Consider the following 26229-nt stretch of genomic DNA (forward strand, 5'->3'; position numbering starts at 1 on the left):
GATCCCGCATACTGAGAAGAAGAGCCCCGTGGCTGCGAGAGGCCGCCGGGCTGGGCTAAGGTCGTCGCATCATGCGTTTCGGGCTGCTTCTCCTTAGCTGCCGCGGCGAGGGCCTGTAGTCGAGGCCGACCCCCTCCCCGCGGAGTTCGGTGTTGCGCAATCGCAGCCGTCGGCCGTACGTCAGCCGGACCCTTTGAGGAGCCCCCGCACATGAGCAGCAGCATGTCCCGTACGCCGATCACCGCCGCGACCGTACGCCAGCAGCCGACCGCGATGCCGGTCCACAAGTACAAGCCGTACGACGCCGTGGACATCCCGGACCGCACCTGGCCGGACAACCGGATCACCGTCGCCCCCCGCTGGCTGTCCACCGACCTGCGGGACGGCAACCAGGCGCTGATCGATCCGATGTCGCCGGCCCGCAAGCGGGCGATGTTCGATCTGCTGGTGAAGATGGGCTACAAGGAGATCGAGGTCGGCTTCCCGTCCTCCGGTGAGACGGACTTCGCCTTCGTGCGCTCCATCATCGAAGAGGGCGCGATCCCGGAGGACGTGACGATCTCCGTCCTCACCCAGGCCCGCGAGGACCTGATCGAGCGCACCGTGGAGTCCCTGCGCGGCGCCGCCCGCGCCACCGTCCACATGTACAACGCGACCGCGCCGACGTTCCGCCGGGTGGTGTTCCGGGGCTCGAAGGAGCAGATCAAGGCCATCGCGGTGGACGGCACGCGGCTGGTGATGGAGTACGCCGAGAAGATCCTGGGCGAGGAGACGGTCTTCGGCTACCAGTACAGCCCCGAGATCTTCACCGACACCGAGCTGGACTTCGCCCTGGAGGTCTGCGAGGGCGTGATGGACGTCTGGCAGCCCGCCCCCGGCCGCGAGATCATCCTGAACCTGCCCGCGACCGTCGAGCGCTCCACGCCCTCCACGCACGCGGACCGCTTCGAGTGGATGTCCCGCAACCTGTCGCGTCGCGAGCATGTCTGCCTGTCCGTCCACCCGCACAACGACCGCGGCACGGCGGTGGCAGCCGCCGAGCTGGCGCTGATGGCGGGCGCCGACCGCATCGAGGGGTGTCTGTTCGGGCAGGGCGAGCGCACGGGCAACGTGGACCTGGTCACGCTGGGCATGAACCTGTTCAGCCAGGGCGTCGACCCGCAGATCGACTTCTCCAACATCGACGAGGTCCGCCGGACCGCCGAGTACTGCAACCAGATGGAAGTACACGCCCGCCACCCCTACGTGGGCGACCTCGTCTACACCTCCTTCTCCGGCTCCCACCAGGACGCCATCAAGAAGGGCTTCGACGCCATGGAGGCCGACGCGGCCGCCGCAGGCAAGACGGTGGACGAGATCGAGTGGGCCGTGCCGTACCTGCCCATCGACCCCAAGGACGTCGGGCGCTCCTACGAGGCCGTCATCCGGGTCAACTCGCAGTCCGGCAAGGGCGGTATCGCGTACGTCCTGAAGAACGACCACAAGCTGGACCTGCCCCGCCGCATGCAGATCGAGTTCTCGAAGATCATCCAGGCGAAGACGGACGCCGAGGGCGGCGAGATCACCCCCGGCGAGATCTGGGCCGTCTTCCAGGACGAGTACCTGCCTGTCACCGAGAACCCGTGGGGCCGGATCCAGCTGCGCGCCGGCCAGTCCACCACCGACAAGGACGGCGTCGACACCCTGTCCGTCGAGGCGGTCGTCGACGGCCAGGAGACGGTTCTCGCCGGCTCCGGCAACGGCCCCATCTCGGCCTTCTTCGAGGCCCTGAGCGCCGTCGGCATCGACGCCCGGCTGCTGGACTACACCGAGCACACCATGAGCGAGGGCGCCAGCGCCCAGGCCGCGTCGTACATCGAGTGCGCGATCGACGGCCAGGTCCTGTGGGGCATCGGCATCGACCCCAACACGACGCGCGCCTCGCTGAAGGCGGTCGTCTCGGCGGTCAACCGCGCCACCCGCTGAGTTTTCCTCACTTCGAGCACTGGGACCGGCCCTGTTTTCGGGCCGGTCCCAGTGCTTTTTATGAATTGCCCCCTTACGTGGTACTGACTGCACGTCATCGATGTGGCTAACATCACGGAAACACGGCAGCGTTGCCGAGGCGTTATCCGCGCTCACGCGTCAGGCGCAGCCGTGTCCGTACAAATCGGGATGAAACGGCGGCCGGAGGGCGCGAGGTGCTCCAGATCAAGGGCTTGTGCATCCTGGGCGTGCGTACGACCTGGCACACCGAGGGCGACGGGGATTTCTTCTGCCCCGGCTGCGGTGGCGACCGCGGCTACCGGCGTCGCAGCGGCACCCGCCGGCTCACCCTGCTCGGCCTCCCGCTCTGGCCGCGCGGCAGCGCCGGCACGATCGTCGAATGCGTGATGTGCCGCGGCCGCCTCGGCCCCGAGGCCCTCGAACGCCCCACCGCCACCGTCTTCTCCGCGATGCTCCGCGACGCCGTCCACACCGTCGCCCTCGCCGTCCTCACCGCGGGCGGGGCCCCCGGCGTCCCCGGCGGAGCCGCCTGCACCGCCGCCGTCGGCGCCGTCCGCTCGGCAGGCTTCACCGACTGCACCGAGGACCAGCTCCTCGGCCTCCTCGCCGCCATCGTCGCCGACGAAGGCCGCTTCCCCGGCGCCGCCGACGCCTGGGGCCCCGCAGGCCTCGCCGACGCCCTCGACGGCTGCGGCAGCTGGCTCTCCATCGAGCTCCACGAAGCCCTCGAACCCCTCGCCCGCCACCTCGTCCCCCAGGGCTGCGAGCACATCCTCCTCCAGGGCGCCCGCATCGCCCTCGCCGACGGCCCCTACCTCCCCGCCGAACGCGAGGTCCTCGCCGCCGTAGGCCGCTGCCTAGGCCTCACCCCGGCGGACGTCGACCGCCTCCTGGACGCGGCGGCGGGCACGCCGTCCTAGGGCCTGGAGGCTAGGGCCCTAGAGCCACCGGTCGAACCACGCCCGCGTGCGCCGAAGCATGTCGAGCTGATGGTTCCGCTCCCGGATCCCGTGCCCCTCTCGCGGGTAGACGACGAACTCGTGCTCGACCCCGAACCGGCTGAGGGCACGGTGGAAGTAGATCGACTGGCCCACCGGAACGTTCGAGTCGTCCTCGCCGTGAACGATCAGCACCGGCGTACGGATCTTCGACGCGTACGAGACCGGGCTGACCCGGTCGTGGGGATGCGGCCCGGCGCCCTCCCAGCCGACGCTGCCGGTGAGATCCGCCTCCACGGATCCCCATTCACCGGTGGCGGCGAGCATGCCCCAGTCACTGATCCCGGCGCCCATCAGCGCGGCCTTGAACCGATCGGTCTGCCCCACCGCCCACGCTGTCATGAAACCGCCGTGACTCCATCCGCCGATCCCGAGCCGATCCGGATCCGCGACCCCGTCCGCGATCAGCAGGTCGATCCCGCTCAGGATGTCCGTCAACTCGTCGCCGCCGATTGCGCCCGCCACCGTCGCTGCGAAGTCATGGCCATGGCCCGAACCACCCCTCGGGTTGGGCAGGAACACCGCGTAGCCCGCCGCCGCGAGCAACTGCCCCGAAAGTATTGAATAGAGCTGGAGCTCGTCCGCGTACCGGCTGTACGGGCCGCCGTGCACGTATGTCACGAGCGGGAACGGGCCCTCCTCCCGGCGCTTGCCGACCGGCAGGATCAGCAGTGCGTCGAGCTCCAGCCCGTCGGAGGCCTTGTAGGACAGCCGCTCCTGCGTTCCCCACGTCATCCGGCGCACCTGCGGCCTGGTGTCGCTGACCCGGACCAGTGGGCCGCCCGGAGGCCCGGCATGGACCTCCCTCGGCTCGTACGTCCCACCCGCGATCGCGGCGACCACCTCACCCGAGCGGCTCACGGTGAGCGCGTCGATGGGGCCCTCCCTGGTGGCCACCCGCCGGAACCGCAGCTCCCCGGGGTCGAGCCGGTAGACCGCCGTGTCGAGCCCGTCGGCGAACAACGCCAGCGGCGGACCGTCCGCGACCTGTGCCAGGCCTTCCGGGCAGACGGTCATGCCGGTGGTCAGGTTGCGGTGCTCCCCGCCCTGAGACACGATCACGTCGAAAACGGCGGTACCGCTGGCCAGGCCAGGAGGGATCTGCGCCACATACGCCAGATGCCAGGTACCACCGCCCTGCTTCCACCAGGTCATCGCGTGCGAATCAGGCCCGGCCGCCCGGCCCAGCCCCTGGACCGCCCCCGTCTCCGGGTCGACCACGTGCAACTCGGCGGTGAACGCGCCGGGATCGATGTCCGGGCACTCCCAGCTCAGCACCGCCAGCGGCCCCCTGTCCGGCCGCTGCACCATTTCCACGACATGCCGGTCGCCCAGCCCGTCCAGCAAACGCACCTCGCCACTGCCGAGATCAAGCAGCCGCAGCCGGCCGTAGGGCACCCGCTCGCCCCACACCACCGCGTCGTCGCGCTCGTCCTTTCTGCGCTTGTCCTCCTCCGTCGGCTCGTCCCTGGCCACCAGGGCCACCGACCGGCCGTCCGCGAGCGGCAGATAGTTCGAGATCGCGCCGGGCCAGGTGGGCAGCGCCTCGGCCTCCCCACCATCGAGTCGTATCCGGTGCAGCTGGGGCGGCGCACCCCGCCGAGCCCGGTCCGACCCGAAGAACAGCGACTCCGAGTCCGGCGCCCACTTCGGCATGCAGTCCCACGCCGTACCGGCCGTCAGCTTCCTCGGTGGCGAACTCCCGTCGGCGGCGGCCACCCACAGTGCCCCGAGCGGCAGCTCCTCCTTCCGGCCGATCGTGCCGACTGCGTAGGCGACCCATCGCCCGTCCGGGGAGATCACCGGCTCCTTCGGTAGGTCGCTGTCCACGACCAGCTCCGCGGTCAACTCCGGTATGCCTTCGCCTGCTTCCTGCATGCGGCGTGCCCTTCCGTCGTCGGGTATGAGCCGCTCATCCTGCCGCAGCGCCTGACGGTGCGCTCCTCCTTTGCCTTGCCCTGGGCCGCCGGCGTACTCCCCGGGGAGTAACCGCCCCCGCCCCGCACCCCACGCAGTAGGCGCCGTCTCGCTCTCGTGCCTGACGAAAGCAGGCCACCGGCCCGGAAGTCTGGAAGCCATCAGACACCCGGCCCGGAGGGAGAACGACCATGGGGGGCACCAGCACAGCGACAGCCGTACCGACGGCATCGCCACCACGCAGGAACCGAGGGGCACGCGCCGTGCCCTGGGCCGTGCTCGTGCTGTGGCTGGCGGTGCTGGCGCTGGCGGGCCCGCTGGCCGGCAAGCTGGCGGACGTACAGCAGAACAGGGCGGTGGACTATCTGCCGGTGAGCGCGGACTCGACGCAGGTGGCGAAGATCCAGGACGCGCTGCCGGGCGGAGAGGCCACCGAGCTGGTCGTCGTCTACCACCGGGACGCGGGGCTGACGGCGGCCGACAGGAGCAGGGCGGCGGCGCAGACCGCCGAGATCGCCCGGAGCCACGAACTCACCCGGCGGCCGCAGGGCATCCCGTCCAAGGACGGCACGACGCTGATGTACGCGGTGTCGAGCACCCAGCCCGGCCAGGACGACGACGCCAAGAACGCCTTCGTCGACGACGTACGGAACACGACCGCCGGCGGAGGCGGTCTGAAGGTGGAGGTGGGCGGCCCGGGGGCGCTGAACACCGACATGAAGGAGGTGTATTCGTCCCTCGACGGGCCGCTGCTGTACACGACGGTCGCGGTGGTCGCGGTGCTGCTGATCGTCATCTACCGCAGCCCGCTGCTGTGGCTGCTGCCGCTCGTCGTCGCGGGAGTGGCGGACGCGGGCGCGATGGCCGCCGTGTACGGCCTCCACAAGGGCTTCGACATCACCGTCACCGGCCAGAGCCAGGGCGTCATGACCATCCTGGTCTTCGGCGCCGGCACGGACTACGCGCTGCTCCTGGTATCCCGCTATCGCGAGGAACTGCGCCGGATACCACATCCGTACGACGCCATGCGCACCGCGCTTCGTGGCTGCGGCCCCGCGATCCTGGCCTCGTCCGGGACGGTGGCGGCCGGGCTGCTGTGCCTGCTGGCCGCCGACCTCAACAGCAGCCGGGGGATGGGTCCGATCGCGGCGGTCGGCGTGCTCTGCGCGCTGATCGCGATGACGACGCTGCTGCCCGCGCTGCTGGTGCTGCTGGGCCGCCGTGTCTTCTGGCCGCTGGTCCCGGCGTACGGGAGCGAGCCGCCGCGCAGGCGCGGGCTGTTCGCGGCGATGGGCAGCTCGGCGGCGCGCCGGCCCTACGCGGTGCTGGCGGGCGGGGCGGTGCTGCTGGGCGCGCTGGCGCTGGGGACGCTGAATCTGCCGGGGAGCCTGCACAACGCGGACGTCTTCACGGCGCGGCCGGAGTCGGTGACGGCGATGCGGACCCTCGCCGAGGCCTATCCGGAGCAGGGCACCCAGCCGATCGTGGTCGTCGCCCCCACGGGGCGGGCGGACGAGGCGCTGGCGAAGGCCCGGGGCACAGAAGGCGTCGCGGCGGCCGAACGGGGCCGCAGCGGCGGGGGCTGGACCGAGCTGTCGGTGACGGCGCAAGCGGCGCCGGAGACGGCGGCCGAGGCGGCCACCATCCAGGCGCTGCGGGCAGCGCTGGACCAGGACTACGGGGCGTACGTGGGAGGGGCCAGCGCCCAGCAGCTGGACCTGGCGGACACCAGCGCCAGCGACCGGTGGGTGGTGGTGCCGCTGGTACTGGCCTCGGTGCTGCTGATCCTGATCGCGCTGCTGCGCAGCCTGGTCGCCCCGCTGCTGCTGGTCGTGGCCGTCATCGCGGTGTGGGGCGCGGCGCTGGGCATCGGCGGGCTGGTCTTCGGGCCGCTGTTCGGCTTCGCCGGTACGGATCCCGGGCTGCCGCTGCTGTCCTTTGTGTTCCTGGTCGCGCTCGGCGTCGACTACGGGATCTTCCTGATGCACCGCATGCGCGAGGAGTCCCTGTCCGGGGCCGAGCCCTCCGCCGCGGCCCTGACCGCGCTGCGCACGACGGGTGGGGTCATCGCCTCGGCGGGGCTGGTGCTGGCGGCGACCTTCTCGGTGCTGGTGAACATGCCCCTGGTGGGGCTGGTCGAGCTGGGCTTCGTCATCGCGGTGGGCGTGCTGCTGGACACCTTCCTCGTACGGACCTACCTGGTGACCTCGGCGAGCCTGGCGCTGGGGCGGGCGGTCTGGTGGCCGGGAGGCCTGAGTAAGCGCCCGTAAGAGGAGACCCGTGAAGGAAGATGGAGCGGTGCCGAAGCAGCCACAGCCACGATCACAGCCACGACCACAGCCACGCCACCAGGACGCGCTCCTCGCCGCAGGCGTGCTCGCGCTGCAGTGCGCCATGGCGGCTCTCCTCCCGGCGGACGCCGACGATCCGCGCCCGGACGCACTGGGCTGGGCGCTGCTCGTCACCACCGCGCTGCCGCTGGTGGCGAGGCGGCGGGCGCCGATGGCCGTGATGCTGGTGGTGGTCGCGGCCGTGGCTCCGTACCACGCGCTGAACAACCTGCACGCGGCTGTGATCCCGGCCAGCCTGGTGGCCCTGTACTCGCTGGCCGTGGCGGGGCCGCCACTGCGGACCTACGCGACGGTGGCGGCGGTCATCGGGATCATGACGACGGTGATGTCGGTGACGCCCAAGCAGCACGCGGCCTCCGACATGCTGCGCAGCGGCGGCTGGATCCTGGCGATGGCCCTGGTCGGGGAGGCGGTGCGGCTCCACCGCGAGTACTTCGCGGCGATCGTCGGGCGGGCCGAGCGAGCCGAGCGGACCCGGGAGGAGGAGGCGGCCCGCCGGGTCGCCGAGGAGCGGCTGCGCATCGCGCGGGACCTGCACGACCTGCTCGCCCACAGCATCACCCTGATCGGTGTGCAGACCTCCGTGGCCGCCCACGTGCTGGTCGCCGATCCGGAGCGGCTGGACCGGGCCGCCATCGCCGCCGCGCTGGACGGCATCGCCGGCACCTGCCGCGACGCCCGTGCCGAACTGCGCACGACGCTCCAGGTACTGCGCGGCGACGACGAGCGCGGCCCCCTGCCCGGCCTGGCCGGGGTCGCGGACCTCGCCAGGTCGGCCGAGGCGGCGGGCGCGCGGGTGGAGCTGGCTGTTGACACCGACAGCGCGCTCCCGCCGGCCATCGGGGCGGCGGCATACCGGATCGTGCAGGAGGCCCTGACCAACGCCGTACGGCACACCGGTGGCGGCACCCGCGTACGGGTCGGGGTCGCCCTCGACGAGGGCGGCGGGGCGCTGCGGATAGCCGTCACGGACGACGGCCCGTGCCCCGGCCCCGATGGTTCCGATGTGACCCCGCACCAGCAGGAGCCCCGGTGGCGCCCCTGGCGGACGGCGGCTCCCCAGCCACAGCCCAAGCCCGAGGCCCCGCCCGCCGGTTACGGCCTCGTCGGCATGCGCGAGCGCGTACGCAGTGTCGGCGGCACCCTCACCGCCGGGCCGCGCCCGGAAGGCGGCTTCGCGGTGGCGGCCGTCCTGCCGCTGGCGGGAGGGCCGGCATGATCCGCGTACTGCTCGCCGACGACCAGACCCTGGTCCGGGAGGCCTTCGCGATGCTCGTCGAGTCCGCCCCCGACATGGCGGTCGTCGGCCAGGCCGGCACCGGCCGCGAAGCCGTCGGGCTGGCCCGCAGCGCCCGCGCCGACGTCGTGGTCATGGACATCCGGATGCCCGATCTCGACGGCATCGAGGCCACCCGCCTGATCGCCGCCGACGATGACCTGGCCGGCGTCCGTGTCCTCGTCCTGACCACCTACGACACAGACGATCACGTTCTCGCCGCACTCCGGGCCGGTGCCAGCGGCTTCCTCGTCAAGGACACCCGCCCCGCCGACCTCCTCGACGCCATCCGCACCGTCGCCGCCGGCGACGCCCTGCTCTCCCCGGGCCCCACCGCCCGCCTCATCGCCCGCGTCCTCCGCCTCCCCGACGCCCCCGCCCCCGGCGCCCCCGTCCCCGGGCGCCTCGCCACCCTCTCCGACCGCGAACGCCAGGTCCTCGTCCTCGTCGCCCGGGGCCTCAACAACACCGAGGCCGCCGAGGCGCTGGGCCTCAGCCCCCTCACCACCAAGACCCACGTCAGCCGCATCATGGGCAAGCTCGCCGTCCGCGACCGCACCCAACTCGTCATCGCCGCCTACGAATCCGGCCTCGTCACCCCCAACGGACCGAGCCCGCGCTCAGTGGGCGGCTAGCACCAGGGCCAGCGCCACCAGCGCCGGCACCGTCTGCACGAACAGAATCCGTCGCGACGCCGTCGCCGCCCCGTACACCCCTGCCACCGCCACGCACACCAGGAAGAACACCTTTGCCGCGAACCCCGTCGGGTCGTCGGCGACCGCCCCCCAGACCAGGCCCGCGGCCAGGAAGCCGTTGTAGAGACCCTGGTTGGCGGCAAGGGCCTTGGTGGACTCGGCGAACTCGGGAGACGTACCGAAGGAGGCTCTCACTCTTGGCGTGGTCCAGAGGAACATCTCCATGACCAGGATGTAGGCGTGCAGTGCGGCGATGGCCAGGACGAAGACGGTTGCTGTGATCGACATGGGGCACAGGATGACATGCCCGCTGCCATCATGGACCCGGGCCGGGGGGCGAACGATGATGTTCGTATGCCTGGTCGTCGGCTTCAGGGTGGGGTGTGAGCGGCAGGTGCACATCGGCGAGTTGATCGACGCAGCCGGGACCGAGGCGGTGATCCTGGAGCGCGTCGCCTTCGGAGCGGGGCGGACGAACTGGTTCGTGTGCCGCGACTCCGGCGAATACGGGAGCGTATTCGCCGGGCTGCTGCCCGGCAGCAGCGTGAGCGTCTACTTCGACGGCCGGATCGCCCGCAGCCGGTACGGCGACGCGGTGCGGGCCGCGATCCTCCGCATCGCGGCGGAGGAGCACGACTGCGTCGTCGGCGTCCTCGGCGCGGAACCGGGCCGCCTGGAGGTCGAATTCATCGAGAGCGCCGGCGAGCTGGACGAGTTCGAGCAGACCCTGGGCGACTGCTCCGAGGTCTACTTCGGATCGTTCCCCGGACGGGACAACGACGGTGTGAACGCGATCACGTTCACCGTTCCCGACGAGGACGGTCAGGTGAGGGCACATCCGCACTGAACAATGGATCTGGTGGTTCGCCCGGCCGCTGATGCTGGCCGGGCTCGTCGTCTCGTTCCTGGCCTTCACCCTGGAGCTGTTCCCGCTCCCCTCCGGCATGGGACAGCTGTCCGATGACGTGCACGCGGGCCGCACCTCCGTCGTACGCATCGACTCCGACGGCCGGACCGTGTGGGCCCGGTGGTCGGCGGGTCCGCTGACCGAGCGGAGCCTCACCTACGGGGGTGATCCGGCCGCGTTCGAGTCCCAGGTCGGCCGCCAGGCCGGAACCGTACGCTTCGAGGCCGAGGACGCCGCCGGCGGCATGGGCGGCCTCGGCCTTCTCCTCCTGTCGGCCTACCCGCTGGCGCTCGGCTCCCTGTGGCTGCGCATCCTCGCCTGCGGCATCGGACTGGCCGTCGTCGTCCGCTGCCTGACGGATGCGAGGCACCGCGTCGCCACCGGCCCGGCATGGCTGCTCATCTGCCTGCTCACCGGCTTCGGTTTCTTCGCCTACCTGTGGACCGAACCCGAACCCCTCCTCCGTCACCGGCCCGCCGGCCCCGGCGGCTCCCTCCGCGCGCTTCTCGCGACAGCCACCGCCGCGCTGCTTCTGGCGGCGAGCGGCTGGCTGCTACGGAGCGCCGTAGGCTGAGCCAAGGGGGTCAGGGGGGTGAGCATCCGGGATGGGCGTGTATGTGGCAATCCGTGGATGGCTCGAATGCGACCGGGAACAGCTGGCCGCCGTCAAGGCGATCATTGAGAGCCACGACGACGACCGCTACTCCGGGGGGTGGGGTTTCCCGGCACGGCCGTTCAACTGGACGTCCTACGCCTTCTACGGCGGTGACATCCGGGAGGCCTGCGTCCCCTGGCTCTTCGACCAGCTCGTCGCGATCGCCGGACTCCCCGCCTCGGACGAGGACGGGGATCGGGTCCAGGGCCTGTTCATGGCCACCCACGAGATGACCGGACTGGCCGAATGGCAGATCCGCGACGGCGCCGTCCATGTGCTCCCCGGCGGCCACCGCCATCAGTACCTCGACCCGCCCTAGGCGGTCCCCGGCAACCCGCCGCCCGTTACCCGATATGGCTGACGGCTGCGACAAGTGCGTCGAGTTGGCCGCGGACTCGAGCGCCGGTGACGTGGTCGAAGTAGTCGCGGGAGCTGATGATCTCTCCGTTGCGCACACGAAGCACGAAGATGCCGGGCAGCGCGTAGGGCTCGCCGGTATCCGCGACCGTCCCCTGGTACTCGAACTCGGCGACGATGACCTCGGGATCGGTCGTCTCGTGGATCGTGATGTTGGCCGCTCGACGGTGCAGCCGAGGACGGGCGTCGTCCGGCGTGAAGTGCTCGCGAAGTTCGTCGCGGGTACGCAGCGCGGCACCGCGAAGCGGGTCGAACGGGTGCACGACATGGGTCCGGTCCGCGTACAGGTCGGGTAGTTCGTCCCACCGGCCCTCCGCGACGCCGTTCACAAGCGCGAGGAAGACTTCCCGTGGGCTGAGGGGCTGGGCCATGCAACGCTCCTGTTCATCGGAGGCGATCCGAAGTGTAGACTCCGATTATGCGGAGTGGTGACTCCGGATGGCAACACGCGGGCGAGGAACGATGAACACCCCAGACAGGCGGGAAACCGGCAGCAGGCTGCCGCTGCGCGCCGACGCGCGGGACAACCGCGAGCGGATCCTCAACGTTGCCGAAACGGTCTTCGGCAAGGGCGGCGAGTCGGCATCCACCGAGGAGGTGGCCCGCCTGGCCAACGTCGGCATCGCCACGGTCTTCCGCCACTTCCCCACCAAAGCGGCGCTGCTGGAGGCTGTGCTCGTGAGGCGGTTCGGTCGCCTGCGCGAGCAGGCCGAAACGCTCCTTCACGCCACGGACCCGGGCACGGCGTTCTTCGGCCTCTTCAGTCACCTCGTCGCCGACGCGGCAAGCAAAATCGCCATCGCCGAGGCTCTGCACGAGGCCGGCGGTGACAGCGACGGCGACGCCGTTCAGGCATCGAACGCACTGCGCCGAGCCGTCGGTGCCCTGCTGCGGCATGCCCAGGACGCCGGCGCCGTCCGGGACGATGTCGAACTGCCCGAGGTCTACGCCTTGCTGATCGCCACATCACGCGCCGCCGCACACGCACACCTCGACAAGGACGTACGAGCCCGGATGCTGGCCATCGTCTTCGACGGCCTCGCGCCACTCCCGGACCATCGCCAAGCATCTACCTAACCTCGCGCTTTCACCGGACAGCCCGTCCAGCTTCTGATCGAAAACGCGAGAAGTGCTCCTGACCTGCAACGATAGGACTTGCTGAGGGTCCTGTACGTAGCAAGGAAAGAAGCACTTCCCAGGTGAAGAAGAGTATCGGGTCTTATCCGTGTGTCCGCGTCGAGGGCCGTGGCCGTTCGGTGGTCTCGCAGGCCGGGGCAGTGCTGCTGGTCGAGACGGTCCGTAAGTCCGGTCTGGACGGCGCGATATCGGCGGCGTTGGCGCCGTGGCGCAAGCCGCGGGCCGTGCACGACCCGGGGAAGATCCTGCTGGATATGGCACTCGCGACCGCCCTGGGCGGGGATTGCCTGGCCGATGTCGCCGTGCTGCGGGCCGAGCCGGAATTGTTCGGGCCTGTGGCCTCCGACCCGACGGTCTCCCGCCTCGTCGACGCCCTTGCCGCAGCCGGGCCGAAGGCCCTCACAGCGATCCGCACGGCCCGCGCCGAAGTGCGACAGCGAGTCTGGGAGTTGGCCGGGGCCGATGCTCCGGCCGCCGACGGATCGGTGATCGTGGATATCGACGGGGTGCTGGTGCTCGCGCACTCCGAGAAGCAGGACGCCACCGCGACCTGGAAGAAGACCTTCGGCCATCACCCGCTCGTCGCGTTCGTCGACCACGGCCAGACCGGCTCCGGCGAGCCCGTGGCCACCCTGCTGCGGCCCGGCAACGCGGGCTCCAACACCGCGAGCGACCACATCCGGGCCGTCCTGAAGATCCCGAAGAAGGCGTGGACACCGGCCTACGACGCGGGCGGCACCGAGCGGCCCGGCGCCTGGGTCGCGGAGATCACCGACATGCCCGACCTGAGCACCTGGCCCAAGGGGATGCGGCTGATCGTCCGCAAGGAACGACCGCACCCCGGCGCCCAGTTGCGCTTCACCGACCTCGACGGACTGCGGCTGACCTGCTTCGCCACCAACACGACCGGCGGTCAGCTCGCCGACCTCGAACTGCGTCACCGCAGACGGGCCCGCTGCGAGGACCGCATCCGAAACGCCCGCGACACCGGCCTGCGCAACCTCCCTCTGCACGACACCGCCCAGAACCGGATCTGGCTGGAGATCGTCTCCCTCGCACTCGACCTGCTCGCCTGGATGCCGATGCTCGCCCTGACCGCAGACACCCGCCGCTGGGAACCCAAGCGCCTTCGCCTCCGGCTGTTCTCGGCTGCCGCTCAGCTGGTGCACACCGGCCGTCGCCACCGGCTCCGCTTCACCGCCCGATGGCCCTGGACCGACGTCATCACCCGGGCAACCAACCGGCTCAAGAGCTTGCCGGACCCTGGCTGACCAGCAACTTCATCCATTCCGACAACCCGCACCACCACACCGGGAAGTGGAACCTGGCGCCCGCCCGAGGCGACAACCGGACCGTCAACCTGCCCCGACTCCGAAAAAGACCGCACCGCACAAGAACAGAGTCCCCATCAGCGAACCGACGAGGACTCATGAACGATCGAGGCTAAGCCGGGGCGAGCCGGGCACACGCCGGGGCCCTGGGGAGCGAAACCCTCTGATGTATCGATCTTGACGCGGCCCTGAACGCCCCGGTACGTTACGCGTCCAGTGATCTTTGGGATTAAAGGATTGGACGACGTGGGGATTCGCAAAGATATGCGGAGCGTTCTGATTGCCGGGATTCTGCTTGGGGTATCCATCTTCACGCCAGCCACTCAGGCTGACGCTGCAGCTGGGCAGTACCACTTGAACCTCGGTCAGAAGCTGACCGTCGGGAAGTGCATCGTGTCCACTGCTGGACAGCGCGGGGCTGTCGCAAAGCTTTGCATGGGCAAGTATGCCAACGCGCTCATCTACTACAAAGGTGTTCTCAAAGATGAGTTCGGACCGAATCACGTGACGTCGGCTCAGCCCAGGGCCTACATCACGCTCGCGTCCGACCACAACGTCAAGATTTATAAGTACTCCGGTGGGCCACTTCTGTTCAACAGCAAGACCGCCGGGACATTCCCGGCGACCCAGCTGTGGATCGACTCCTGCGCGGCTCTTCCCTACTGGAACGTCGCCCTGGTCAAGCCTGGAAGCTTCAACTGGCCCTGGAAGGGCGAACACTGCGTCGGCTAGTTGTACCCGGCCACCCCGATCTGACAGTTGTCAACCTTGCCGTGGGCTCGTATTTCAATAGGTGCTCGGCAGAGGGGTGTTGGTGGGAGTCTGAGATATGACTCCGTGTCTGTCAGGCCGCGTTGCCGCTCGTGCTCTGCGGGCCAAGTTCGATCAGATCCTGCCGCACTTCGATGAGCGTCGCCGTCGGTTGTACCTGGCCAGTGAGGCGACGGCCCTCGGCCGCGGCGGGATCGTCCGGGTCGCCGCCGCCTCCGGCACCAGCACTGCAACCATCGCGCGAGGCATGGCCGAGTTGGCCGGTTACTCCTCACCGACCCTGCGGGTCCGGGCTCCAGGTGCGGGCCGCAAGCGGCTGACAGACACCGACCCTGGTCTGCTGCCCGCGCTGGAGTCGCTGATCGAGCCGCACACCCGAGGCGACCCCGTCTCCCCGTTGCGGTGGACCACGCTGTCGTTACGGGCCCTGGCCTCGACCCTCACCACACAGGGCCACCCGATCAGCGCTTCAACCGTCGGACACCAGCTGCACACCCTGGGCTACAGCCTGACAGAGGGCATCAGCCATCCGGACCGCGATGCTCAGTTCACCCACCTGAATGCCACCGCCGCCGCGTTCCTCAACGATGCCCAGCCGGTGATCAGCGTCGACACCAAGGCCAAGGAATGGCTAGGCAACCGGGACCGGCCCGGTCGCACCTGGCGACCGGGCAAGAACGCGATCAAGGTGGACTGCCACACGTTCACCACCAACGACCAGCCGATGGCGATCCCCTACGGGATCTACGACATTGCCAACAACAGCGGATGGGTCAACGTCGGCACCGACCACGACACCGCCGAGTTCGCGGTGGAGTCCATCCGACGCTGGTGGCAACACCACGGACGGGCGGACCACCCGAATGCCACCCGGCTCCTGATCACCGCCGACTCCGGCGGCTCCAACGACCCCCGCCGCTGGACCTGGAAAAGCAACCTTGCCACGTTCGCACGAGAGAGCGGCCTGGAGATCACGGTCTGTCACCTACCGCCGGGTACTTCGAAGTGGAACAAGATCGAGCACCGGATGTTCTGCCACATCACCGCGAACTGGCGGGGGCGGCCGCTGACCAGCTACCAGGTCGTCCTCGAGACCATCGCCGCCACAACAACCAAGACCGGCCTGACCATCGGGGCCGAACTGGACACAGGCAGCTACGACCTCGGCATCAGCGTCACACCCGCCCAGTTCCACGCCCTTCGGATCACACCCAACACCTTCCACGGTGACTGGAACTACACACTGTCTCCCGTTCCACCGCGAGCGCCAGACGCGCCGGCAAACGACACACCGGACCGACCCGGCCCTGACCGCGATGCTCACCGATCCGGCCCTGACAGGCATGTCACGAACCGCCTTCGAGTATTTGGCAGGAGCCGGTGGGTGTGGTCCACGCTGCTGGTCTGTGGGTGGCGGTAGCTGCGCGGGCGGTGGAAGCGTCGCTGGAATGCTGCCTCGGCCAAGGCGTCCCAGAAGGGCTCCGAGACCGCCACCACGTGCAGCCATTCGCAATTGGCCGTACGGGCCTGCCGGGCGGCCTCGGCAACCAGCGCGGCTCCGATCCCGGAGTGGCGGTAGCTCCCCGCGACCACGGTATCCCAGGATGAACGCGTGGACGCCGCCGTCCCACGCGACGTTCACGAATCCGACGAGATCACTGTCATGGCGTGCGCAGACCCAGCCGAGGCTGTGCCCGGCATCTGAGCTAGCCGCCGACCACCCCCGCCGCCAGGCCGGCAGCAGCCGGTAGGCGCTGTCGGCCAGGAGGCCGCTCATCGAGGACAGGTCCCGGCCCTCCTTGACGGCGGTTGCCGGCAGATGCACAACCGCCCCGATCGCGGCGGTACCGGCCATCGGCGGTACCGGCCGGTCCGCATAACCCTCCGCAACGGCGATAGCCCGGCTTCAGAGCGAGCACGGCGGTCCGCATCCGGTCAGCCGGAGGCGTAGCGGGCGGCCAGGGCGCGGGAGGTCTCGGCGAGGCGGGCACGCAGTTGCGGTGGTCCGAGGACCTCGATGTCGGCGCCGAGGGCGAGGAAGGCCCCGTGGGCGTGGTCGAGCGATTCGATGGGGAGGACCGCGCGGGTCCAGCCGTCCGGCTCGGGGGTCGCGGTGGCGGTCAGGGCCCGGGCGGCGGCTCCGGCGAGGCGGGAGGCGGCTCGCGGGGAGAGACGTACGACCGCTTCGCCCTCGTGCAGGCGGGCGTGGAAGTCCGCCTGGTAGCGCTGCCAGTGGCCGGCCAGGTCGAAATCCTGCGGAGGCTGGAACTCCTCGTCCCGTACGGCGAGTTCGAGGATCTGGTCGACCCGGTAGGTGCGCGGCCCCGGTCCCGCGACGACGTACCAGCGGCCTGCCTTGAGTACCAGGCCGTACGGCTCGAGGCGCCGGTCGACCTGGGTCGGTTCCTTCCAGCGGCGGTAGCGGATGTCGAGGACCCGGCTGTGCCACACCGCGTCCGCGACCTGCGGCAGGTGCGGGACGTCGTCGTCCTCGGCGTACCAGCCGGGCGCGTCGAGGTGGAAGCGGGAACGCATGCGGTCTGCCTGCGCGCGCAGTTCGGGCGGGAGCGCCGCACGGAGTTTGAGCTGGGCGGCTGCGAGGGCCGGACCGAGCCCGAGTTCGGCGGCGGGTCCCGGGATGCCGGAGAGGAAGAGCGCCTCGGCCTCGCCGGCGCTCAGGCCGGTGAGGCGGGTGCGGTAGCCGGCGAGCAACCGGTAGCCGCCGGAGTGCCCGGCGTCCCCGTAGAGCGGCACGCCCGCCGCATGCAGTGACTCGATGTCGCGGTAGACGGTCCGGACCGACACCTCCAGCTCTTCGGCGAGCTGGGCGGCGGTGATCCGGCCCCTGGTCTGGAGCAGCAGAAGGATCGACAGAAGGCGGCTCGACTTCACTGACACAAGATGTCAGTGAAGTCGCTCTACGGTCCAGCCATGGCCTTCACAGAGAAACTGCTCCGGGTGCCGCCCCCCATCGAGGTGGGTGGCCGCCGCATCAAGCGCTATCACGTCACCGCGGACCCGGCCGGTATCGATCCCCGGGTCGAAAAGGCGGCATACGCGATCCTCCCCGACCTCCTCCCCGCCCCGGACGGCACGCCGCCGGCCACCTTCGTCGTCCTCCACCGGGGAGGGGACGACGGGGCCTACCTCAACGCGTACAGCTGGGCCTGGGACAACGCCCTGCACTTCGCGGCAGCCGCGGGCGGTCAGCCGGTGCTGGGCTGCCCGGACAACGACCCCACCCACTTCGTCCGGCTGGACCGGGGACTCATCGGCTGCGTCTGGGAGCTGCCGCCGATCCTCCACGAACGCGACGCGTGGGTACGGCACATGCTCGCCCCCGACCGCCCCGACCTCGACGCCTATCTCGCCGATTCACTTTCCGAGGGCACCACAGGAGACCGCTCATGAAATGCTTCGACTTCCTCGCCGGCACCTGGGACGTCACCAACCGGTGGCGTACGGACTTCCTCGACCCAACCAGCGCGTGGGAGGAGTTCCCGGCCGTCAGCCGGGCCTCCCGGCACTTCGAGGGCGGGGCCAGCTTCGACGAGATCGAGTTCCCGACGAAGGGCTTCACGGGGCTCACCCTGCGGTTGTACGACCCCGAGCGGGACGAGTGGTCCCTGTACTGGTCCAGCACGCGCACCGGCACGCTGTTCCCGCCGGTCGTCGGCCGGTTCGTCGACGGCCGGGGTGAGTTCTACGGGGACGACACGCACGCGGGCAAGGAGATCCGGGCCCGCTTCGTCTGGTCGGACATCGCCGAGACGTCCGCCCGCTGGGAGCAGGCGTTCTCCCTGGACGGGGGAAGGACCTGGGTGACCAACTGGATTATGGAGCTCAGCCGCCGTCCTTGATGGCATCCACGAAGGCCGTCCAGCTTGTGACTGCGAAGACCAGGGCGGGGCCGGACGGGACCTTGCTGTCGCGGACGGGGACGACGCCGGGGATGCCGTCGGCGACTTCGAGGCAGTCGCCGCCGTTGCCGTCGCTGTAGCTGCTCTTGTGCCACTGAGCGGTACTCAGGTCGTACTCGCGCATTGTCCGTGGTCCTCCGCCGCCGATTCGATCAGGGCCAGGGACGCCTCCGGCGACAGCGCGGCGGCCCTGAGCAGATCGTATGCCCCCTGTGCCCGCTTCACCATGGCTGGATCGTCCAGCAGATTCCCCGAAAACACCGCCTCTGTATAGGCGGTTGGCGGCGCGTCCTCGAACTCCATGAGCTTCAGGGTTCCGGTAGGGAGGGCGTACGCACCGGCCGAGAACGGGAGCACCTGGAGAAGCACGCGGCGGCTGCGCGCCAGGGCCGCGAGGCGGGCGAGTTGGTCGGCCATGGCCTGCGGTCCGCCCACCGGCAGCCGCAGCACGTGTTCATGCAGGATCGCCCAGTAGACGGGCGTCGCGGGGTCCTTGAGGAGGTGGGCGCGGTCCATACGGGCCGAGACCTTCTCCTCGATGTACTCGTCGGGGGCGAACGGGTTGGTCGCCGTGGTGATCGCCCGCGCGTACGCCGCCGTTTGCAACAGCCCAGGCACCAGCGTGGGCGCGAACTCGCAGATGCTCGTCGCGAGCGCCTCCAACTCCGCCGCAGCCGCGAAATACTCCGCGTACCGCGAGTCGCTGATCAGCTCCTTCCACATCCGTTCGAAAATGCCATCGGTTTGTGGCGCGTCGTCAATCCGCTGCGCCACATCCAACTGCGGCTTCCGAATGGCCTGTTCGAACTGCCCGATATACCCGCCCGATACGAAAACCTGCCTCCCCAGCGCCTCCTGGGTGAGCCCGGCCGCCTCCCGCCGCCGCTTCAGCTCCGTGCCGAAGAACTTCCAAGCCGCCTGACGCGAGCCATAGCCAGTAGCCAAATCCTTCGCCCTCCCACCCGCTGCCGCGTCGCTGTAGTGCGCGTCACCCTGCCGATGCTAGATCCGGAGCGTCACGCTGTGAATGCGAACGGTGAAATTCGCGGCGAAAGGCAGGATGGCAATGACGCAGAGAAAAAAGGCGCTCGAAGAGGCCGAAAGGGCGCTCGGTGAAATGCGCGAAGCGCTCGCCCGGGCCGGGATCACGCTGCCGTCGCTGAGGCTGGACACGGCGTCGTACGCGGACGTGAATCCGCGCCCGCTGGTCGAGCTGGGGCGCTGCAATATCGAGACCGCCCGGAAGATCACGCACGCCCTGCGGTCGGAGGCGGGCGAATGACGCTGCGCGTGGGCGCGTATGCCGTGGACACCCGGAGTGGTCGCCTGGGGCGGGTTATGGGCCACGAGGGGCCGTACGTCCAGCTGAGGCCGGTCGGGGGCGGGAGGGAGTGGGATGTGCCGCCGGAGGCCGTACGGATGGCGACGCCGGCGGAGCGGCTGAGCGAGGGGACGGCGTACGTCAATGCCCGCAGTCGGGGGGAACGGCCGTGACGGGCCGGGGCGTACGGGACAATGGATGCCATGAGCCTGTTCCGCGACGACGGCATCGTGCTGCGCACCCAGAAGCTGGGTGAGGCGGACCGGATCATCACGCTGCTCACGCGGCGCAATGGGCGGGTGCGGGCGGTGGCGCGGGGGGTCAGGCGCACGAAGTCGAAGTTCGGGGCGCGGCTGGAGCCGTTCTCGCATGTGGATGTGCAGTTCTTCGCGAGGGGCGGGGAACTGATCAGCAGGGGTCTTCCGTTGTGTACGCAGGGTGAGACGATCGCGGCGTACGGTAGCAAGATCGTCACGGACTACGCCCGCTACACCGCCGGGACGGCGATGCTGGAGACGGCGGAGCGGTTCACGGACCATGAGGGCGAGCCGGCGGTGCAGCAGTATCTGCTGCTGGTGGGCGGGCTGCGCACGCTCGCGGACGGAGCGCACGACCCGCGGCTGGTCCTGGACGCGTTCCTGCTGCGCTCGCTCGCGGTGAACGGATACGCGCCGAGCTTCGACGATTGCGCGAAGTGCGGGATGCCGGGACCGAACCGGTTCTTTTCGGTCGGGGCGGGAGGAGTCGTATGCGGCGAGTGCCGCCCGGCCGGAAGCGTCGTACCCTCACAGGAGGCGCTGGGACTCCTGGGCGCGCTGCTCGGCGGCGACTGGGAGACGGCGGACGCGTGCGAGCCACGCCACTGCCGGGAGGGCAGTGGGCTGGTGGCGGCGTATCTGCAGTGGCATCTGGAACGTGGGCTGCGCTCGCTCAGGTTCGTCGAGAAGTAGAACCAGAAGCAGAAGTAGAAGACGTAGAGAGAACGTAGGAGAGGCACGCGCATGGCAGTACGCGGGATTCTGACCCGTTCCCGACGCGAGTACCGGGCCCCCGACCCGCACCCGTCCGGCGCGAAGCCTCCGAAGATCCCAGGTGAGCTGGTGCCGCAGCACGTCGCGATCGTGATGGACGGCAACGGGCGCTGGGCGAAGGAGCGCGGACTGCCGCGCACCGAGGGGCACAAGGTGGGCGAGACCGTCGTCCTGGACGTGCTGAAGGGCTGCCTGGAGCTCGGGGTCAAGAACCTGTCGCTGTACGCCTTCTCGACGGAGAACTGGAAGCGGTCGCCGGACGAGGTGCGCTTCCTGATGGGCTTCAACCGGGACGTGATCCGCCGCCGCCGCGACGAGATGGACGCCATGGGCATCCGTATCCGCTGGTGCGGGCGGATGCCGAAGCTGTGGAAGAGCGTCGTCAACGAGCTGCAGGTCGCGGAGGAGCAGACCCGCCGCAACGACGCCATGACGCTCTACATGTGCGTGAACTACGGCGGCCGCGCGGAGATCGCCGACGCGGCGGCCGCGATGGCGCAGGACATAAAGCACGGCCGCCTCGACCCCGACAAGGTCAACGAGAAGACGCTCGCGAAGTACATGTACCACCCGGACATGCCGGACGTGGACCTGTTCATCCGGCCCTCCGGCGAGCAGCGCACGTCCAACTTCCTGATCTGGCAGTCCGCTTACGCCGAGATGGTCTTCCAGGACGTGCTCTGGCCGGACTTCGACCGCCGCGACCTGTGGCGGGCCTGCCTGGAGTACGCGTCCCGGGACCGCCGGTTCGGCGGCGCGCTGCCCAACGAGGTGGCGAACGAGGTGCCGGAGCAGGGCCAGGGGCAGACGGAGAGCTAGCTCAGCCAGCGGTCGCCGACGCCGACGCCGACGACGCCGCCGCCGCGCACTCCGCGCACGTGCCGAAGATCTCCACGGTGTGCGCGACATCGACGAAGCCGTGGTCGGCGGCGATCGCGTCGGCCCACTTCTCGACGGCGGGGCCCTCGACCTCGACGGCCTTGCCGCAGATGCGGCAGACCAGGTGGTGGTGGTGACCGCTGGAGCAGCGGCGGTAGACGGACTCGCCGTCGCCGGTGCGCAGGACGTCCACCTCGCCGGCGTCGGCGAGGGACTGCAGGGTGCGGTAGACGGTGGTGAGGCCGACCGCGTCACCGCGGTGCTTGAGCAGGTCGTGCAGGTCCTGGGCGCTGCGGAACTCGTCCACCTCGTCGAGCGCCGCGGCCACGGCCGCCCGCTGCCGGGTCGATCGGCCACGCACTGGGGACTGCTTGGCGGTCGTCACCGGTGCCTCCTTCTCGGTCGTCCCGTATCCCTGTCCGACAGGCCATTGTGCCAGCCCGCACCCCCGGAGTCGTCATACGCGTACGTCGGGTACCTCCAGGGTGCACCGTTCCTCGGCCGCGGCGGCCTGGCGGGCGCGTTTTCTGGCCAAAGGTGTGGCGAGCGCGGTGAAGAGGATGAAGACGGCGATCGCCAGCAGCACGATGCTCGCGCCGGACGGGACGTCGACGTAGTACGAGGTGACGGTGCCCGACAGGGCGACGGTGACGCCGATGGCGACGGCCACCGACATGGTCATCACGAAACTGCGGGTGAGCTGCTGCGCGGCGGCCACCGGGACCACCATCAGGGCGCTGACCAGCAGCAGCCCGACGACCCGCATCGCGACCGTGACGGTGACCGCGGCGGTGACTGCGACCAGCAGGTTCAGGGCCCGCACCGGCAGGCCGGTGACGCGGGCGAACTCCTCGTCCTGGCAGACGGCGAAGAGCTGCCTGCGCAGGCCGAAGGTGACCAGCACCACAAAGCCGGCGAGCACGCAGATCGCGGTGACGTCGCTCGGCGAGACGGTGGTGATGGAGCCGAAGAGGTAGGTCGTGAGGTTGGCGTTGGAGCCGTTGGGGGCGAGGCTCATCAGCATCACGCCGCCCGCCATGCCGCCGTAGAAGAGCATCGCGAGGGCGAGGTCGCCGCGGGTCTTGCCGTACCAGCGGATGAGCTCCATGACCACGGCGCCGACGACGGAGACGGCGGTGGCCATCCAGACCGGGTTGGTGCCCAGCAGGAAGCCGGCGCCGACGCCGGTGAGGGCGACATGGCCGATGCCGTCGCCCATCAGGGCCTGGCGGCGCTGGACGAGGTAGATGCCGATGGCGGGGGCGGTGATGCCGACCAGGACGGCGGCGAGCAGGGCCCGCTGCATGAAGGCGTAGGTGAGGAGGTCCATGTCAGGTCAGCAGTCCCGTCGCGGCTATGTCCGCATGCGGCGCGTGCGGATGCACATGGTCGTGGCCGGGCAGCGCGTGCTGGCCGACGGCCTGCGGGGGCGGGCCGTCGTGGACGACGCAGCCGTCGCGCAGGACGACGGCGCGGTCGATCAGCGGCTCCAGGGGGCCGAGTTCGTGGAGCACGAGGAGCACGGTGGTGCCGGCGGCGACCTGTTCGCGCAGGGTGCCGGCCAGTACGCCCTGGCTGGCGAGGTCGACGCCGGCCATCGGCTCGTCCATGATCAGTAGTTCGGGCTGCGCGGCGAGCGCGCGGGCGATCAGCACCCGCTGGTGCTGGCCGCCGGACAGCGCGTTGACCGAGTCGCGGGCCCGGTCGCCCATGCCGACCAGGTCCAGTGCCCGGTCCACCGCGGCGCGGTCCCCCTTGCGCGCGAACCCCAGCCTGGTGCGGGCCAGCCGCCCGGCGGAGACGACCTCGCGGACGGTGGCGGGGACCCCGGAGGCGGCCGTGGTGCGCTGCGGTACGTAGCCGATCCGCGCCCAGTCCCGGAAGCGCCGCAGCGGCGTCCCGAACAGCTCCAGCTCCCCGCCGGACAGCGGCACCTGGCCGACGACGGCGCGCACGGCGGTCGACTTGCCGGAGCCGTTGGCCCCGAGCAGCGCGACGACCTCGCCGCGCCCCACCGTCAGGTCGATGCCGCGCAGCACGGGCCGCGAGCCGAGCGATGCCGTCGCCCGTCGCAGGGATATGACAGGCTCCATGACCATGGTGGCCGCCTCCGTCATCTAGTTCGCTCCCAGTGCCTTCTGCAGGGCCTTGAGGTTGGCCCGCTGGACCTCGAGGTAGTCGGTGCCCTTGGACTTGGACGTGATGCCCTCGATCGGGTCGAGTACATCAGTCTTCAGATTGAGGTCGCCCGCCAGGGTCTTGGCGGTCTTGTCGCTGACCAGGGTCTCGAAGAAGACCGTTGTGATCTTCTTCTTCTGCGCGAGTTCGTGCAGCGCCTTCATCCGGGCGGCGCTCGGCTCGCTCTCCGGGTCGATGCCGCTGATGGCCTCCTCGATCAGCCCGTAGCGCTCGGCGAGGTAGCCGAAGGCGGCGTGGGTGGTGATGAAGGTGTCCGTGGTGCGGTTCTTCAGCCCGTCCGCGAACTCGGTGTTCAGCGTGTCCAGCTTGCCGGTCAGGGTCCTGAGGTTCTTCGCGTACGCGGCCGCGTGGTCCGGGTCGGCCTTGGCCAGGGTCTTCTCGACGCCCTTGGCGACCTCGGCGTACTTCACGGGGTCCAGCCAGATGTGCGGGTCGGCGCCGGCGTCCTCCTCGGTGGTGGAGCCGGTGTCGTTGTCGCCGGTGGTGTGGTGCTTGCCGTCGACCTCGGTGCCGTGGTCCTCGAGGGTGGTGAGGGCGGCGGCGTCGGCGGTGTACTTGACGCCGGACTGCGCTATCGCCTCGTCCACGGCGGGCTGCAGTCCCTTGAGGTAGACGATCACATCGGACTCGCCCAGCGCGCCGACCTGCCGGGGGGTGAGCTCCAGGTCGTGCGGCTCGACGCCGGGCTTGGTCAGCTCGGTGACGCTGACGTGGCTGCCGCCGATCTGCTCGGCCAGGTACTGCAGCGGGTAGAAGGACGCGGTGACCTTGAGCTTGCCGCCGCTGCTCACGCTGCCACTGGCGTTGGCGGAGCAGGCGGACAGTGCGACCAGCCCGGCGACGGCGGTGAGGGGTATGAGGCGGCGACCTATGTTCATGACACCCATTTTCAACAAACTTGGAAACGATTGTCAATTGCCCTGGTCGTCGGGCTTCCCTCAGGAACCGATTTGATACGGCACCCTCACCCGCCGGTAATCTGGGGGGATCCATCGACTTCGTCGTACTGAAGAGAGCAACGTGGCCGCCGACAAGATCGACACCATCGTCAGCCTGAGCAAGCGCCGTGGCTTCGTATTCCCCTGCAGCGAGATCTACGGCGGTCAGCGCGCCGCCTGGGACTACGGGCCGCTCGGCGTCGAGCTCAAGGAGAACATCAAGCGTCAGTGGTGGCGCTCCATGGTCACCTCGCGCGACGACGTCGTCGGAGTCGACTCCTCCGTGATCCTCGCCCGCGAGGTCTGGGAGGCGTCCGGCCATGTCGCCACCTTCACCGACCCGCTCACCGAGTGCACCTCCTGTCACAAGCGCTTCCGCGCCGACCACCTGGAAGAGGCGTACGAGGCCAAGCACGGCCGTCTCCCGGCCAACGGCCTTGCCGACATCAACTGCCCGCACTGCGGCAACAAGGGCACCTTCACCGAGCCGAAGGAGTTCTCCGGCCTGCTGAAGACCACCCTCGGTGTCACCCAGGACGTCTCCGGCACCGCCTACCTGCGGCCCGAGACCGCCCAGGGCATCTTCATCAACTTCGCCACCGTCCAGCAGACCTCGCGCAAGAAGCCGCCGTTCGGCATCGCCCAGACCGGCAAGTCCTTCCGCAACGAGATCACTCCGGGCAACTTCATCTTCCGTACGCGCGAGTTCGAGCAGATGGAGATGGAGTTCTTCGTCAAGCCCGGCGAGGACGAGACCTGGCACGAGTACTGGATGCAGCAGCGCTGGGACTGGTACCGCGACCTCGGCATCCGCGAGGAGAACATCCGCTGGTACGAGCACGCCAAGGAGAAGCTCTCCCACTACTCCAAGCGCACGGTCGACATCGAGTACCGCTTCAACTTCGGCGGCACCGAGTTCTCCGAGCTCGAAGGCATCGCCAACCGCACCGACTTCGACCTCAAGGCGCACAGCGAGGCCTCCGGCACCGACCTGTCGTACTTCGACCAGGAGGCGGGGGAGCGGTACTTCCCGTACGTCATCGAGCCCGCGGCGGGCCTGAACCGAGCGATGCTCGCCTTCATGCTCGACGCGTACAACGAGGACGAGGCCCCCAACGCCAAGGGCGTCATGGAGAAGCGCACCGTCATGCGCCTCGACCCGCGCCTGGCCCCGGTGAAGGTCGCGGTGCTGCCGCTGTCCCGTAACCCGCAGCTCTCGCCCAAGGCGAAGGGCCTCGCGGCCGACCTGCGCCGCAACTGGAACATCGACTTCGACGACGCGGGCGCGATCGGCCGCCGCTACCGCCGCCAGGACGAGATCGGCACGCCGTTCTGCGTGACGGTGGACTTCGACACCCTCGACGACAACGCGGTGACCGTGCGCGAGCGCGACACGATGAAGCAGGAGCGCGTCTCCCTGGACCAGGTCCAGTCGTACCTGGGCAGCCGTCTGCTGGGCTGCTAGTGCGGTGTCCTCAATCGCCGGACGGGCTGAATTCA

General features: G+C 69.8%; 28 protein-coding genes and 2 pseudogenes. 19 read left to right on the plus strand and 11 right to left on the minus strand.

Annotation, left to right across the window (positions count from 1 at the left end):
- Window positions 1-210: 210 nt before the first annotated feature.
- The gene (gene leuA, locus OG607_RS30440; protein ID WP_405730304.1) at window positions 211-1965 is read left to right on the plus strand and encodes a 2-isopropylmalate synthase; all 1755 of its coding nucleotides are present in this window, start codon (window positions 211-213) and stop codon (window positions 1963-1965) included.
- Window positions 1966-2180: 215 nt separating this feature from the next.
- Window positions 2181-2906 carry a TerB family tellurite resistance protein gene (locus OG607_RS30445; protein ID WP_405730306.1) on the plus strand — a complete coding sequence of 242 codons (726 nt, stop codon included), beginning with the start codon at window positions 2181-2183 and terminating at the stop codon, window positions 2904-2906.
- An 18-nt stretch (window positions 2907-2924) separates the two neighbouring features.
- On the opposite strand, the gene OG607_RS30450 is transcribed toward OG607_RS30445, so the two are convergent.
- A complete protein-coding gene (locus tag OG607_RS30450; RefSeq protein ID WP_405730308.1) occupies window positions 2925-4862 on the minus strand; it encodes a S9 family peptidase in 1938 nt (645 codons plus the stop codon).
- Between the two features lie 230 nt (window positions 4863-5092).
- Here OG607_RS30450 and OG607_RS30455 point away from each other — a divergent pair, with 230 nt between their 5' ends.
- The 3 genes from OG607_RS30455 to OG607_RS30465 all read left to right on the plus strand — a co-directional run bounded on the left by OG607_RS30455 (window position 5093) and on the right by OG607_RS30465 (window position 9163).
- On the plus strand, window positions 5093-7171 hold the full coding sequence (locus OG607_RS30455; RefSeq protein ID WP_405730310.1) for an MMPL family transporter: 2079 nt from the start codon (window positions 5093-5095) through the stop codon (window positions 7169-7171).
- Between the two features lie 124 nt (window positions 7172-7295).
- Window positions 7296-8471: a sensor histidine kinase gene (locus OG607_RS30460; protein WP_405737149.1), complete on the plus strand. Its 1176-nt coding sequence runs from the start codon at window positions 7296-7298 to the stop codon at window positions 8469-8471.
- Window positions 8468-9163, plus strand: a complete 696-nt coding sequence (locus OG607_RS30465) for a response regulator (protein ID WP_405730312.1) — start codon at window positions 8468-8470, stop codon at window positions 9161-9163. The genes OG607_RS30460 and OG607_RS30465 overlap by 4 nt, the downstream gene beginning before the upstream one ends.
- Here OG607_RS30465 and OG607_RS30470 read toward each other — a convergent pair.
- Window positions 9149-9511: a DUF1304 domain-containing protein gene (locus OG607_RS30470; RefSeq protein ID WP_405730314.1), complete on the minus strand. Its 363-nt coding sequence runs from the start codon at window positions 9509-9511 to the stop codon at window positions 9149-9151. The two genes, OG607_RS30465 and OG607_RS30470, sit on opposite strands and share 15 nt — an antisense overlap.
- Before the next feature lie 55 nt (window positions 9512-9566).
- Between OG607_RS30470 and OG607_RS30475 the strand changes: the two genes are divergently transcribed.
- From OG607_RS30475 to OG607_RS30485, 3 genes are read left to right on the plus strand one after another with little or no spacing between them, the layout of a single operon-like run.
- Window positions 9567-10070, plus strand: a complete 504-nt coding sequence (locus OG607_RS30475) for a hypothetical protein (protein WP_405730316.1) — start codon at window positions 9567-9569, stop codon at window positions 10068-10070.
- Between the two features lie 31 nt (window positions 10071-10101).
- Entirely contained in the window at window positions 10102-10704 is a 603-nt protein-coding gene (locus OG607_RS30480) for a hypothetical protein (protein WP_405730318.1), read from the plus strand.
- Between the two features lie 43 nt (window positions 10705-10747).
- Window positions 10748-11104, plus strand: coding sequence for a hypothetical protein (locus OG607_RS30485; RefSeq protein WP_405730320.1), 357 nt, complete (start codon window positions 10748-10750; stop codon window positions 11102-11104).
- A 25-nt stretch (window positions 11105-11129) separates the two neighbouring features.
- On the opposite strand, the gene OG607_RS30490 is transcribed toward OG607_RS30485, so the two are convergent.
- On the minus strand, window positions 11130-11573 hold the full coding sequence (locus tag OG607_RS30490) for a nuclear transport factor 2 family protein (protein WP_405730322.1): 444 nt from the start codon (window positions 11571-11573) through the stop codon (window positions 11130-11132).
- Between the two features lie 91 nt (window positions 11574-11664).
- Between OG607_RS30490 and OG607_RS30495 the strand changes: the two genes are divergently transcribed.
- The 4 genes and pseudogenes from OG607_RS30495 to OG607_RS30510 all read left to right on the plus strand — a co-directional run.
- A complete protein-coding gene (locus OG607_RS30495) occupies window positions 11665-12279 on the plus strand; it encodes a TetR/AcrR family transcriptional regulator (RefSeq protein ID WP_405730324.1) in 615 nt (204 codons plus the stop codon).
- A 122-nt stretch (window positions 12280-12401) separates the two neighbouring features.
- A complete protein-coding gene (locus OG607_RS30500) occupies window positions 12402-13610 on the plus strand; it encodes a transposase (RefSeq protein WP_405730326.1) in 1209 nt (402 codons plus the stop codon).
- A gap of 306 nt (window positions 13611-13916) precedes the next feature.
- The gene (locus OG607_RS30505) at window positions 13917-14402 is read left to right on the plus strand and encodes a hypothetical protein (protein WP_405730327.1); all 486 of its coding nucleotides are present in this window, start codon (window positions 13917-13919) and stop codon (window positions 14400-14402) included.
- A 97-nt stretch (window positions 14403-14499) separates the two neighbouring features.
- A pseudogene (locus OG607_RS30510) lies at window positions 14500-15812 on the plus strand (ISAzo13 family transposase); the annotation flags it as partial.
- A 123-nt stretch (window positions 15813-15935) separates the two neighbouring features.
- Here the strand turns inward: OG607_RS30510 and OG607_RS30515 are convergent.
- A pseudogene (locus OG607_RS30515) lies at window positions 15936-16134 on the minus strand (GNAT family N-acetyltransferase); the annotation flags it as partial.
- 242 nt (window positions 16135-16376) lie between these two features.
- Window positions 16377-17333, minus strand: coding sequence for a helix-turn-helix transcriptional regulator (locus tag OG607_RS30520; protein ID WP_405730329.1), 957 nt, complete (start codon window positions 17331-17333; stop codon window positions 16377-16379).
- A gap of 39 nt (window positions 17334-17372) precedes the next feature.
- On the opposite strand from OG607_RS30520, the gene OG607_RS30525 reads away from it, so the two are divergent.
- Entirely contained in the window at window positions 17373-17852 is a 480-nt protein-coding gene (locus tag OG607_RS30525) for a hypothetical protein (RefSeq protein ID WP_405730330.1), read from the plus strand.
- Window positions 17849-18301, plus strand: coding sequence for a hypothetical protein (locus OG607_RS30530; RefSeq protein WP_405730332.1), 453 nt, complete (start codon window positions 17849-17851; stop codon window positions 18299-18301). Before OG607_RS30525 ends, OG607_RS30530 begins: the two co-directional genes overlap by 4 nt.
- On the opposite strand, the gene OG607_RS30535 is transcribed toward OG607_RS30530, so the two are convergent.
- Complete coding sequence (locus OG607_RS30535; RefSeq protein WP_405730334.1) at window positions 18285-18485, minus strand: DUF397 domain-containing protein; 201 nt, start codon at window positions 18483-18485, stop codon at window positions 18285-18287. The genes OG607_RS30530 and OG607_RS30535 overlap by 17 nt on opposite strands.
- Window positions 18467-19306: a helix-turn-helix transcriptional regulator gene (locus OG607_RS30540; protein WP_405730336.1), complete on the minus strand. Its 840-nt coding sequence runs from the start codon at window positions 19304-19306 to the stop codon at window positions 18467-18469. Before OG607_RS30540 ends, OG607_RS30535 begins: the two co-directional genes overlap by 19 nt.
- A 121-nt stretch (window positions 19307-19427) precedes the next feature.
- On the opposite strand from OG607_RS30540, the gene OG607_RS30545 reads away from it, so the two are divergent.
- From OG607_RS30545 to OG607_RS30560, 4 genes are read left to right on the plus strand one after another with little or no spacing between them, the layout of a single operon-like run.
- A complete protein-coding gene (locus OG607_RS30545) occupies window positions 19428-19643 on the plus strand; it encodes a hypothetical protein (RefSeq protein WP_405730338.1) in 216 nt (71 codons plus the stop codon).
- Complete coding sequence (locus tag OG607_RS30550) at window positions 19640-19855, plus strand: hypothetical protein (protein ID WP_405730339.1); 216 nt, start codon at window positions 19640-19642, stop codon at window positions 19853-19855. The genes OG607_RS30545 and OG607_RS30550 overlap by 4 nt, the downstream gene beginning before the upstream one ends.
- Before the next feature lie 30 nt (window positions 19856-19885).
- A complete protein-coding gene (recO, locus tag OG607_RS30555) occupies window positions 19886-20632 on the plus strand; it encodes a DNA repair protein RecO (protein WP_405730341.1) in 747 nt (248 codons plus the stop codon).
- A gap of 51 nt (window positions 20633-20683) precedes the next feature.
- The gene (locus tag OG607_RS30560) at window positions 20684-21532 is read left to right on the plus strand and encodes an isoprenyl transferase (RefSeq protein ID WP_405730343.1); all 849 of its coding nucleotides are present in this window, start codon (window positions 20684-20686) and stop codon (window positions 21530-21532) included.
- Between the two features lies 1 nt (window position 21533).
- Here the strand turns inward: OG607_RS30560 and OG607_RS30565 are convergent, their stop codons facing one another.
- From OG607_RS30565 to OG607_RS30580, 4 genes are all read right to left on the minus strand, one after another.
- Window positions 21534-21977 (minus strand): Fur family transcriptional regulator, encoded by a 444-nt coding sequence (locus OG607_RS30565; protein ID WP_405730345.1) that lies wholly within the window; start codon window positions 21975-21977, stop codon window positions 21534-21536.
- A gap of 72 nt (window positions 21978-22049) precedes the next feature.
- On the minus strand, window positions 22050-22922 hold the full coding sequence (locus OG607_RS30570) for a metal ABC transporter permease (protein WP_405730347.1): 873 nt from the start codon (window positions 22920-22922) through the stop codon (window positions 22050-22052).
- Between the two features lies 1 nt (window position 22923).
- Window positions 22924-23709, minus strand: a complete 786-nt coding sequence (locus tag OG607_RS30575) for a metal ABC transporter ATP-binding protein (RefSeq protein WP_405730349.1) — start codon at window positions 23707-23709, stop codon at window positions 22924-22926.
- Window positions 23710-24669, minus strand: a complete 960-nt coding sequence (locus tag OG607_RS30580; protein WP_405730351.1) for a metal ABC transporter substrate-binding protein — start codon at window positions 24667-24669, stop codon at window positions 23710-23712. It lies immediately after the preceding gene.
- Window positions 24670-24811: 142 nt separating this feature from the next.
- Here OG607_RS30580 and OG607_RS30585 point away from each other — a divergent pair, with 142 nt between their 5' ends.
- Window positions 24812-26194, plus strand: a complete 1383-nt coding sequence (locus OG607_RS30585) for a glycine--tRNA ligase (protein ID WP_405730353.1) — start codon at window positions 24812-24814, stop codon at window positions 26192-26194.
- Window positions 26195-26229 lie beyond the last annotated feature (35 nt).

The sequence above is a fragment of the Streptomyces sp. NBC_01537 genome, from assembly GCF_045040445.1.
Classification (GTDB): domain Bacteria; phylum Actinomycetota; class Actinomycetes; order Streptomycetales; family Streptomycetaceae; genus Actinacidiphila.

What these genes read in the sequence shown, in the direction of transcription:
- leuA (WP_405730304.1), top strand. Translation starts at nt 211, where the DNA reads ATGAGCAGCAGCATGTCCCGTACGCCGATCACCGCCGCGACCGTACGC.
- OG607_RS30450 (WP_405730308.1), bottom strand. Translation starts at nt 4,862, where the DNA reads ATGCAGGAAGCAGGCGAAGGCATACCGGAGTTGACCGCGGAGCTGGTC.
- OG607_RS30455 (WP_405730310.1), top strand. Translation starts at nt 5,093, where the DNA reads ATGGGGGGCACCAGCACAGCGACAGCCGTACCGACGGCATCGCCACCA.
- OG607_RS30460 (WP_405737149.1), top strand. Translation starts at nt 7,296, where the DNA reads ATGGCGGCTCTCCTCCCGGCGGACGCCGACGATCCGCGCCCGGACGCA.
- OG607_RS30465 (WP_405730312.1), top strand. Translation starts at nt 8,468, where the DNA reads ATGATCCGCGTACTGCTCGCCGACGACCAGACCCTGGTCCGGGAGGCC.
- OG607_RS30470 (WP_405730314.1), bottom strand. Translation starts at nt 9,511, where the DNA reads ATGTCGATCACAGCAACCGTCTTCGTCCTGGCCATCGCCGCACTGCAC.
- OG607_RS30475 (WP_405730316.1), top strand. Translation starts at nt 9,567, where the DNA reads ATGATGTTCGTATGCCTGGTCGTCGGCTTCAGGGTGGGGTGTGAGCGG.
- OG607_RS30480 (WP_405730318.1), top strand. Translation starts at nt 10,102, where the DNA reads ATGCTGGCCGGGCTCGTCGTCTCGTTCCTGGCCTTCACCCTGGAGCTG.
- OG607_RS30490 (WP_405730322.1), bottom strand. Translation starts at nt 11,573, where the DNA reads ATGGCCCAGCCCCTCAGCCCACGGGAAGTCTTCCTCGCGCTTGTGAAC.
- OG607_RS30495 (WP_405730324.1), top strand. Translation starts at nt 11,665, where the DNA reads ATGAACACCCCAGACAGGCGGGAAACCGGCAGCAGGCTGCCGCTGCGC.
- OG607_RS30525 (WP_405730330.1), top strand. Translation starts at nt 17,373, where the DNA reads ATGGCCTTCACAGAGAAACTGCTCCGGGTGCCGCCCCCCATCGAGGTG.
- OG607_RS30530 (WP_405730332.1), top strand. Translation starts at nt 17,849, where the DNA reads ATGAAATGCTTCGACTTCCTCGCCGGCACCTGGGACGTCACCAACCGG.
- OG607_RS30535 (WP_405730334.1), bottom strand. Translation starts at nt 18,485, where the DNA reads ATGCGCGAGTACGACCTGAGTACCGCTCAGTGGCACAAGAGCAGCTAC.
- OG607_RS30545 (WP_405730338.1), top strand. Translation starts at nt 19,428, where the DNA reads ATGACGCAGAGAAAAAAGGCGCTCGAAGAGGCCGAAAGGGCGCTCGGT.
- OG607_RS30550 (WP_405730339.1), top strand. Translation starts at nt 19,640, where the DNA reads ATGACGCTGCGCGTGGGCGCGTATGCCGTGGACACCCGGAGTGGTCGC.
- recO (WP_405730341.1), top strand. Translation starts at nt 19,886, where the DNA reads ATGAGCCTGTTCCGCGACGACGGCATCGTGCTGCGCACCCAGAAGCTG.
- OG607_RS30560 (WP_405730343.1), top strand. Translation starts at nt 20,684, where the DNA reads ATGGCAGTACGCGGGATTCTGACCCGTTCCCGACGCGAGTACCGGGCC.
- OG607_RS30570 (WP_405730347.1), bottom strand. Translation starts at nt 22,922, where the DNA reads ATGGACCTCCTCACCTACGCCTTCATGCAGCGGGCCCTGCTCGCCGCC.
- OG607_RS30575 (WP_405730349.1), bottom strand. Translation starts at nt 23,709, where the DNA reads ATGACGGAGGCGGCCACCATGGTCATGGAGCCTGTCATATCCCTGCGA.
- OG607_RS30580 (WP_405730351.1), bottom strand. Translation starts at nt 24,669, where the DNA reads ATGAACATAGGTCGCCGCCTCATACCCCTCACCGCCGTCGCCGGGCTG.